This window comes from Dactylosporangium sp. NPDC000555, from assembly GCF_040300025.1.
Classification (GTDB): domain Bacteria; phylum Actinomycetota; class Actinomycetes; order Mycobacteriales; family Micromonosporaceae; genus Dactylosporangium.
Genome location: NZ_JBEPDB010000155.1, coordinates 1 through 9,021 on the forward strand (window position 1 = coordinate 1; position 9,021 = coordinate 9,021).

Below are 9,021 nucleotides of genomic sequence, written 5' to 3' on the forward strand. Positions count from 1 at the left end.
TGACGGATTTCGGCGCGCAGCTGGCCGAGTGGCTGGCCCGGGCCAACAGCCGCCCCCGGCGGGCCCTGGACGGGGCCGCGGCGGCCGACCGGATCGGCGCGGACCGTGCGGCGATGGCGCCGCTGCCACCGATCGACACCGCGGTGATCGGCTGGCGGCACTCGGTGCGGCTGCCCCGGGACCACTACGTGCGGCTGGACTCGTGCGACTACTCGGCGCACCCGGCCGCGGTCGGGCACCGGGTCGAGGTGACCGCCGACCTGGACACCGTGTCGATCACCCGGGCCGCCCGATGTTCCTCCGACCCCGTATGCGCCCAACGAACCCCACGCGACCCCGAAGACTTCCTCCACGGAGCTGCCTGCCACTGCTGTAGTTTCGCGTCCGAAACGTCGTGTGAACGGGCGAACCGGTTCCTCGACCGGCGACTCCTGCTCAACCTGCCGACCAGCAACGGCACCCAAGTGCCCGGCTTCTTCGGCACCATCGATGGCTGCTGACGCCTTCGCCGCGTTAGGGGCGTTTCTCACTGCATTCGAGGCCGAACGTCTGGCCGAGGCCCTCAGCGCCGGCGACACCACAACTCAAGCACTCAAGGAAGTCCACGCCGCCAGGCGCAACCACGCGAAACAACTCCTCGCTGACGCCGACATCGGCCACCACCGCACCGACGTCTCGGTCGCCGTCCTGCAGGCCATCGCCGGCGCCCGGGACACCGCCACCGGCGCCACACCCGTCTGGACCATGCCCGGCTCACAGGCCAGCATCGGCCGCCTCACCAGCGAACTGCAACGCCTCATCGACGACGCCCGCATGTCCATCGTCTGCTCAAGCTTCAACTTCACGCCGCACTCGCGCATGTGGACCGCTCTACAGGCCGCTACCGCCAGGCCAGGTGTCAGCGTCACGATCTACCTCGACGCCCACGCCGGATCGCCCGAAGCTGCCGCCGCCCACCTGCCGAAGGCAACGGTGTACCACACGCTGACGCTCGCCGGCGCATCCAAACCGCTTGTCAGCCACGCCAAGTTCATCATCATCGACCGCACACTGACGCTGTTGACCAGCGCAAACTTCTCCTACAATGCCGAACACAGCAACATCGAGCTGGGACTACTCGTACAGGACACAGCGCTGGCCTCATCGATCGAATCGTTGATGCGCGACAAACACGGCGTCCTCTACGAGCGCGTCACATTCGCCTAACTCCGCGCGGTGTGTGCTTCCGGACGCAACGGACCTGGCGAGGTCGCGCCAGCCGTGGCTATGGATGTCGACCATCCATGTCGGCCATCGAGGGTCCGGCGGTTCGAGGACAGTGATGGCTGGGCTCGAAAGCTAGCATCAACGCCATGGCTAATGACGCCGCCGTTCAGGAGGCCCTCCACGAGCTCGCGGGGCGTCTTGTCATTCCGGTCGACCTCATCGAAGTCCACCGTCGACAGCCCTCGCTTGGACGCACCCGCGAGTTCCAGAGCATCAGATATGGGGCGTTCCTGCTGGCGTATGCGTCGTTCGAACGGTACTTCAATCACCTCGTCGAGCTTCATGGAGGACCGAGCCGAGGGCTACCCGCGACGATGGACAAAATTCGGGAAGCGATCGCAACGCACCTTGCGGTGATCAATGCAACCGGCCAGTGGCGCGCCCGAGTTCGTGTAGCGCCGACGCGAGACTCCCGGGATAGAAGGGCGAAGTGGACCTATCTGGAAAGCCAGCGGTTGCGTGACTACCTTCGAGATGCCCAGCAACTCCGACACCGGCTGGCGCACGGCGCTGAGCCAACCGGGACTACCAACCACTCACAAACCCTCTTCGCGCTTGCCAAGGGAGGGGTGTCGGCCAACCTGATGTGGGTTGAAGGCTTCGTGCAGGCCGTGCAGGATCTCGCCAGCATCACGGCGATCACAATCTCTGGTCCCGGAGTCGAGTTGCCCGGCTGGCCAGAACCGACCAGATCGGGTGTCAGCGCGGCAATGTTGCCCCCACCGTACTGACACGGCGGCCGCCCGTTCCTCCGGGGCAAGCCCAGGTCGAGCCCGTGTCGACAAGCGCCGCAATGCGGCGCGCGGCGCCGGTCACCACGATCTCGGGCGCCGCCGATTTGATCTGTTCGACCGTCCGGATTCGTGCGCAACCGGGGGTGATGGTACGGAGATCGACGAGTGGGCGATCCGGCAGCGCATCGCGCAGTATCGCCAACGACGCGGCCTCACCCAAGACGAGCTGGCCGGCCAGCTCGTCTTCGGTATGGTGAACCGATGCCCGAACCTATGCGCGTGGTGGTCGCCGCCAGCGGGGCGGAGCAGTTCAACGTGCTGCGTGACACCTGCCTGGCAGCGGGCCATGAACCGGTTGCGTACGTCGTGTCGCGGTCGATGCGTCCCCGTTCACCTGTTGACGCCTGGATGGCAGCGTCGCTTTCGAAGATCGTGGCCCAACTGCCGGACGGGATTGACCTTCTGGTGCCGGCGAGCGGCGCTGGACTGGCCCGTCAACTCGTCGGGTACCGGCCGGATCTGGTGGTTGTCCACGGCTTCAACTGGCGGCTGCCCGTCCGGGTGCTGGAGATGGCGACGCATGGGGCGATCAATATCCATCCGTCGTTGTTGCCAAAGTATCGTGGACCCGCTCCGGTGTTGGCGGCGATCCGTGCGGGGGACCCGCATATCGGGTTGACGGTGCATCGGATGGACGAGGGGTTCGACACTGGCCCGGTCCTCGTACAACGGGATGAGATCGTCCTTGATGAGTGGATGACACCGGCGCTGCTGTGGTCGCGAGTGGGGCCCGTGCTGGCGGAAGCGCTCGCTGAATCCCTGAAGATGGTCGCCGACGGGGCGCCCGGCAAGCCGCAGGGCGACGCCGGAGCAAGCTACGCCGGGTTCATCGAGCCGGAGTTCTCCGTCATCGACTGGGGCCGTACCGCCGCGCAGATCCACCACCAGGTGCGGATGTTCGCGTACCTGGGGCGGGCGCCGGTCGGGGTGGTTGACGGTGTGAGGCTGCGCGTGGTTCGCACGTCGCTGGCTGAGGCCGGCGGGCTGCGCGTGGAGTGCGCCGACGCCCCGATCTGGATTGTCGAGTCCGCCCCGGAGGCGGATCAGCTGTCCGGGACTTGATCCCGTAGCCGGTCGCGCAGCGCCGTCGCAGCAGGGTCGTGGAAGTGTTCCAGCAACGCTAGGGCTTCTGCGCAGCGGGCCAGTGCACTATCGGTAGTCGCCAAGTCGTTGGCTGGCCCCGGCCCAGGACGCGAGCGTGCACGCGTGGTGCCATCGGCTGCGCATGTCGCGCTGGGTGGCTGCGGCGACGGTGTAGAAGTCGATCGCCTCTTCGAATCGGCCGAGGTCCTGGTATACATCGCCGGCGGCGGTGATGGCGATGGCTTCACGGATCCGGTCGCCGATGCGTCGCTGGAGTGTGGCGGAGCGTTGGTAGGACTCCAGTGCCTGGCCGGGTTCGCCGTCGGCGCGTTGGATATGGCCGAGTTCGACGAGCCAGTGTCCGAGCCACATTTGGTTGTCGACGTTCTCGGCGATGGTGATCGCGGCGCCGATATGGGCGGAGGCGCTGGCGAGATCGCCGGTCTCCCGTCGCAGCCGGCTCAGGAGATACAGGGCATTGCCCTCGCCGAAGCGGTCGCCGGACCGCCGCAGCGTCTGCAGCGCGTCCTCCAGCGGGAGGGCGGCCTCGGTGTGTCGATGCAGTTCCAGCAGCGCTTGGGCTCGGTTGGCGTCGAGGTTCCCGATCCAGTACCCGTCGTCGAGGTCGGCGACAATGTGTCGTCCCTCGGTGAAGGCCGCCACAGCGTCGTCGAAGCGTCGGGCATTCAACGCGACCAGCCCGAGCGCGTTGTCGGACATCGCCTCGCCGCGACGGTCACCGAGGCGTTGCCTGATCTCCAACGCAGACTGGTGGCTCGTCGCGGCGTCGTCGAGGCGGCCTGATTGCAAGTAGGCAGCGCCGAGATTCGCGTGCGTCCACGCCTGACCGGCAAGGTCACCGGCCGCGATGGCGCTGGTGAGGCCGATGTGGCCGGTGACCAGCCAGTCGTCGAAGGCGTTCTGCAGCGCGCAGATCTGGCCGAGGACCACGGCGAGTCGCCACGCGAGTGGGTGCAGATCCGCGTCGGCGGCGGCGCGGGTCGCGGCGGCGAGGTTGTCGCATTCGGTGTTGTACCAATGCTGCGCGGCGTCGGACGTCGCCAACATCGGCAGCAGCAGGTCGACTTCCGCCGGGATGGAGTCGATCAACGCGCTGGTGTCGAACCCCCTCAGGTGGTGCAACACGGTGGCCGCAGCTTTGAGGTACCAGCTGACGATTCGCCGCAGCGCGGCCGTCCGCTCTGTCGCGTCGTCAAGGTCGCGAGCCTGGTCGTGGGCGTAGGCACGCAGCAGATCGTGGAACTCGTATCGGCCTGGTGCCCGCTGGTCGAGCAGGTGCGCGCCGACGAGGACATCCAGGTATCGGCGGGCGGTGCGCAGATCGTGGCTGCCGAGCGCGGCCGCGGCCTCGGCGCTGAACTGGTTGCCCGGATGCAGGCCCAGCAGCCGGAACAGGCGGGCGGCGGGTTCGGGCAACGCCCGGTAGGACCAGGCGAAGACCGTACGCACGGCGTCGCTGTCGTCATCCTCGCCGGGGGTGAGTGCCTCCCACAGCGCTGACTCGTCGCGGAGGTCGGCGATCACCTCGTCGAGACGCATCATCGGCCGGCTCGCCGCGCGTTCGGCGGCGACCCGCAGCGCGAGGGGCAGGCGCGCGCACAGCCGTGCCAGTTCGACGAGTTCGTGGCGCCGGTCGTCGGTACGGTAGCGGCTGGTCATGATGCCCAGTAAAGCAACGGCATCGTCCTCCTGCAGCACGTTGAGCCCGACGCGGACCGCACCGTCGCGGGCGACAAGCGCGGACATACGGTCCCGGCTGGTCACGACCGTAAGACAGGTATTCGCACCGGGCAGCAACGGGCGCACCTGGGCAGAGGCCGCGGCGTTGTCCAGGACGATCAGGACACGCCGGCCGGCGAGCACCGACCGATACAGCGACGCCCGGTCGTCGACCTCGGCAGGGATCGCCGTCGAGGGGACGCCAAGATCGCGCAGGAACCGGGTGAGGACCTGACCGCCTGCGACGGGCGCTCCCGGGTCGTAGCCACGCAGGTTGACGTACAGCTGGCCGTCGGGGAACAGGTGCCGGACGGAGTGCGCCCACCGCAGCGCCAGGGACGTCTTGCCGACGCCAGCGGTACCTGTGATGACCGCGACGACCGTCGCGTGGGATTCGTCCCGCTCAGCGATAAGCGCCCCGTCAAGCGTGGCCAGCTCGTTGTGCCGGTTGACGAACGCGGACACGTCACCGGGCAACTGTGACGGGATGACCGTAAAGGACCTCGGCCCATGGTGGTGGACGTGCACGCCGCCGTGGATGTCACGGGCCTGCACGATGTCGCCTGAAGATCCGTCGGCGTCCACTCGGTTCCGATGACCCGGAGGCTCCGCTGAAGGTTCTGGGGGTGTGGCAGGCATACGGCGACCGGGGTCAGGGTGTCGGCGGGGGCAGTGGGGAGACTTCCCTGTCGAAGAATGAGGCCAGGGGTTCACCTTCGTCGTAGAGTGCCCGGGTAAGCAGTCGGCAACGTTCGACCAGACTGCGGTCGCGGAACCGGCGACCCGCACACCAGGACACCCTGTTCGTCGTAGACGGGCTCGTACAGCACCGTCGACCCGAGCGTGGCGAACTCCGGCACTAACCCGTCAAATTCTAGTTCAGCGATCTTGTCGGGGCCGATGACGCGGATCAGCGCGCCGGCCCGCTCACGGGCGCGCAGCAGATGCAGCTCCCATTGCAGGTACGGGATGATCGGCTGTTCGACGACCCGGACCCGGAAGGTGGCGAAGCCGTGCGCAGCGATCCTTCGGTAGTAGTCGGCCAGGTCGTCGCGGCGGGCCTCCAGCAGCCGCAGCGCCTCGCTCCAGTTGCCTTCGGCGAACGCCCGCCAGCTGTTGTCGCCGGGTTCGCGGAAGTGCTGCTGGCGTTCCAGCTTCCAGAAGTCTCCCTCTTCGATCGACCAAAAGTCTTGGTCGAAATCAAGGAAGTAGTCGTCCAGCGTCAACAGCTCGCTGTCGACGCCGTCAAGAAGGTCAGGCATCCGGGATGTCGGCACGCGCGGCCAGCATCGTGCGGCGGGGGATGACCACCACGCGCTCACCTGGACCGACAGTTGCGTCGGCGGGTAACAGCGGCCGGTAGTGGTCAGTCAGGTCACGGCCGACAACCGCAATGTCACCGTTGTCAAGTTCCCAGATGTCGGGGCAGCCGTTGTCCCCACCAGTCGCGTTCAACTCTTCGGCGGATCTGCCCCAGCGGCGCAAGAATCTCGCCGCGGTGTCCGGCTCCCAACCGACACCCACAGCCACCTCCGAGGATTCGCCGGACGGCATTGACTTTCGGTAATGCTACTAGCACATTGCTGTTACCGGAACGAGAGGACGTCGACCATGGATGAACAGTTCTGGACGCCCGTTGCCCTCGCACTGGCCACAAGGACCGCCGAGACGCTCGCTGAGGGCGCCAAATCCGCGATCACCGCCTTGGTGACAGTGGTACGGCGCCGGTTCGAACGCAGACCCGACGCCCAGGCCGCTCTCGATGCCGCCGAGGACGATCCGAGCGACCCCGGACGTATCCAAGCGCTCAGCACCGCTCTCCGAACGGCAGCGGCCGCCGATCCCGACTTCGCCGAGGCGCTGCGCGTTGCGTGGCGGGAGGTGAGCGCCCACGTTGAAGTCCCCGACCCGGGCAATGTCAACCACATCACCGGAGCCATCACCGGCAACGTCGTTCAGGCACGAGACATCAGCGGCGGCGTCACCTTCGGACAGCGGTGACACGCCGGCCGGCGCCCACCCGAACTGCACTCCCCCGGCCGTCGGGCGACCCGCCCGCTGTCAGAGCCCGGGGTCCTCTGCACAGTTGACTGAGGTTGTCTGCACTGCCGGTGGTCGTGGTTGCCGGGGTGGTCAGATCGGCGACCCCCTACACGACGTTCGAGCTCGACGTGGACAGGGCGGCTGGACTAACCGAGCCGCGACGACGTTACGACCGCTCGGCGGTGTAGAGCGCTGTCTTTCGTTCCCTTCGAGCTACTACAGTGCGTGTGTCCGCATCTTCGGTTGTCGACAGGAGACGCCGTGACCGAGCAAGATCCAACGTTGGCGGTGATCGATACGTCGGTGCCTCACCCGGCTAGGCGCTATAACTATTGGCTCGGTGGTAAGGACAATTTCGCCGCTGACCGCGAGTCCGCTGACGCGATCGAGCAGAAGTTTCCCGGTATGCGCGCTGGGGTTCGCGCCAACCGTGACGTGCTCGGCCGGATGACCCGGTATCTGGCCGAGGCCGGTATCCGGCAGTTCCTCGATATCGGCACCGGCCTGCCCACCGAGGACAACACTCACGAGGTGGCCCAGCGCATTGCACCGGACAGCCGGGTGCTGTACGTCGACAACGACCCGCTGGTCATGACGCATGCGCGCGCTCTGCTCACCAGCAACGGCGAAGGAGTCACCAACTACATCGAGGCAGATCTGCGCGACCCGCAGGCCATTCTGTCCGCCCCGCAACTGCGTAACACCCTTGACCTGGCCCAGCCGGTGGCGTTGATGCTCATCGCCATCCTGCATTTCATTCCCGGACCCGGAGAAGCCTGGACCATCGTCAAGCGGCTGATGGACGAGCTTCCCTCCGGCAGTTACCTCGCCGCGACGCATTTCACCTTGGACTTCATGCCGGAGCGCGAGAAGGCCGCCTACCGGCAGATGCTCGACTCCGGCATGAGTGACGTCTGGCCGCGCGACCGTGCCGAGTTCACCGCTTTGTTCGACGGCCTGGAGGTGGTCGACCCGGGGATCGTCCTGGTCTCGCAATGGCGACCGGAGGGCGCGAGCGACCCGGCGGACCCGAGCCGGATCAGCATCTGGGCCGGTGTCGCCCGCAAGCCCTGACGAAGACGACTGCGATGGACGGCCCCGGCGGGGATGGCGGAGCACGGGTGTTGCCCGGCGGAGTTCCTGCCGCCGGCCGCCGCGTCCGGCTATGCCGACCTGTGGCCCGGCCACAGGCTCGGCGGCTCCGGAGGGATGCGCCGACTGGTGAAACAACGCTGGATCGCACGAGATCCCACTCGGCTCAGACCCCTACCGCGGCCGCCGCAGTTGCGTTCGGTAAACGCTGAGAATTGACAGCCAATGACGAACCCATGATCGTCACTGTCGGTAAGAAGAGGCCGTCGGTTCAAGTCCGGCTACCTCGACAGAGGCAAACGCTCCGATGCATGAACCCACGAAGCCTCGACCAAATACCGTTCGTTCGGCTGCCGGGCTCCGTGTCGTCCAACATATGGGTCCGGCGGGATTCGAACCTGCGCCCCACGGCCCTATTGCCACATATCGCGTTAGGACATGTCCTGCGTCACATCGGCTGATCGCCTGCTGTCGGACTGTTCCGGCCTATAGCGAGCGCTACGGATCACACGCCGATCACACAATCGTCCATCGTGGACAATCGAAAGGCCACGCTCCTGGAGAGTTTCCCCAGGCCGTGGCCCTGTTGATCTGGTACGCCGCGTAGGACTTGAACCTACAACCCGCAGATTAAGAGCGCGATTCCGGCGGTGTGGCCGGGTTGCGGTTGGTGTCGGATGACACCGGTCTGTGCCGGTTTTGGGTGGCCCGAAGCCATCACCGCTGCCGCCGTGTGGCGGGCAGTGCCAGTCGGTATGCACGCGGTCGATCACACATCGATCACGCATTCGGCGCGGCCCGGCAAGCGGTCTGGAGGCCTGAACCGACTACCGCTGGGTTGGAAAGGGTCAGTTACCCCTATTGTTGTAGTAGGCGCGGGCGCCGGGTGAGCCGCGCATGGCGCAGAAGGCCCATTGATGGACCGCGTCGGGGATGCGGCGGTTGCGGGCGTAGCGGGCGATGACGACGCGGCGGGTGCCGGAGGCGCGGGTGATCGGTGAGG

General features: G+C 66.8%; 8 protein-coding genes and 2 pseudogenes. 6 read left to right on the forward strand and 4 right to left on the reverse strand.

The genetic code is table 11. From position 1 onward, the window contains the following. The 4 genes and pseudogenes from ABT297_RS41855 to ABT297_RS41870 all read left to right on the forward strand — a co-directional run. A pseudogene (locus tag ABT297_RS41855) lies at positions 1-278 on the forward strand (Mu transposase domain-containing protein); the annotation flags it as partial. Positions 279-489: 211 nt separating this feature from the next. Beyond that, entirely contained in the window at positions 490-1,206 is a 717-nt protein-coding gene (drmC, locus tag ABT297_RS41860; RefSeq protein ID WP_350559366.1) for a DISARM system phospholipase D-like protein DrmC, read from the forward strand. Positions 1,207-1,352: 146 nt separating this feature from the next. After that, the gene (locus ABT297_RS41865) at positions 1,353-1,997 is read left to right on the forward strand and encodes a hypothetical protein (RefSeq protein WP_350559369.1); all 645 of its coding nucleotides are present in this window, start codon (positions 1,353-1,355) and stop codon (positions 1,995-1,997) included. Positions 1,998-2,261: 264 nt separating this feature from the next. Beyond that, positions 2,262-3,122, forward strand: a complete 861-nt coding sequence (locus tag ABT297_RS41870) for a methionyl-tRNA formyltransferase (RefSeq protein WP_350559372.1) — start codon at positions 2,262-2,264, stop codon at positions 3,120-3,122. A gap of 87 nt (positions 3,123-3,209) precedes the next feature. Here ABT297_RS41870 and ABT297_RS41875 read toward each other — a convergent pair whose 3' ends face one another. The 3 genes from ABT297_RS41875 to ABT297_RS41885 form a co-directional block, all read right to left on the reverse strand. Continuing rightward, positions 3,210-5,438 (reverse strand): ATP-binding protein, encoded by a 2,229-nt coding sequence (locus tag ABT297_RS41875; RefSeq protein WP_350559375.1) that lies wholly within the window; start codon positions 5,436-5,438, stop codon positions 3,210-3,212. Positions 5,439-5,593: 155 nt separating this feature from the next. Next, positions 5,594-6,145, reverse strand: coding sequence for a DUF6879 family protein (locus ABT297_RS41880; protein ID WP_350559378.1), 552 nt, complete (start codon positions 6,143-6,145; stop codon positions 5,594-5,596). Further along, positions 6,138-6,437, reverse strand: a complete 300-nt coding sequence (locus ABT297_RS41885) for a hypothetical protein (protein ID WP_350559381.1) — start codon at positions 6,435-6,437, stop codon at positions 6,138-6,140. Before ABT297_RS41885 ends, ABT297_RS41880 begins: the two co-directional genes overlap by 8 nt. A 57-nt stretch (positions 6,438-6,494) precedes the next feature. Between ABT297_RS41885 and ABT297_RS41890 the strand changes: the two genes are divergently transcribed. Both ABT297_RS41890 and ABT297_RS41895 read left to right on the forward strand, forming a co-directional pair. Continuing rightward, positions 6,495-6,884, forward strand: a complete 390-nt coding sequence (locus tag ABT297_RS41890; RefSeq protein WP_350559384.1) for a hypothetical protein — start codon at positions 6,495-6,497, stop codon at positions 6,882-6,884. A gap of 303 nt (positions 6,885-7,187) precedes the next feature. After that, positions 7,188-8,000 (forward strand): SAM-dependent methyltransferase, encoded by an 813-nt coding sequence (locus ABT297_RS41895; RefSeq protein WP_350559387.1) that lies wholly within the window; start codon positions 7,188-7,190, stop codon positions 7,998-8,000. Between the two features lie 875 nt (positions 8,001-8,875). Here the strand turns inward: ABT297_RS41895 and ABT297_RS41900 are convergent. Beyond that, positions 8,876-9,021 (reverse strand): annotated as a pseudogene (locus tag ABT297_RS41900) (IS110 family transposase); the annotation flags it as partial.

What these genes read in the sequence shown, in the direction of transcription:
- drmC (WP_350559366.1), top strand. Translation starts at nt 490, where the DNA reads ATGGCTGCTGACGCCTTCGCCGCGTTAGGGGCGTTTCTCACTGCATTC.
- ABT297_RS41890 (WP_350559384.1), top strand. Translation starts at nt 6,495, where the DNA reads ATGGATGAACAGTTCTGGACGCCCGTTGCCCTCGCACTGGCCACAAGG.
- ABT297_RS41880 (WP_350559378.1), bottom strand. Translation starts at nt 6,145, where the DNA reads ATGCCTGACCTTCTTGACGGCGTCGACAGCGAGCTGTTGACGCTGGAC.
- ABT297_RS41865 (WP_350559369.1), top strand. Translation starts at nt 1,353, where the DNA reads ATGGCTAATGACGCCGCCGTTCAGGAGGCCCTCCACGAGCTCGCGGGG.
- ABT297_RS41885 (WP_350559381.1), bottom strand. Translation starts at nt 6,437, where the DNA reads ATGCCGTCCGGCGAATCCTCGGAGGTGGCTGTGGGTGTCGGTTGGGAG.
- ABT297_RS41870 (WP_350559372.1), top strand. Translation starts at nt 2,262, where the DNA reads ATGCCCGAACCTATGCGCGTGGTGGTCGCCGCCAGCGGGGCGGAGCAG.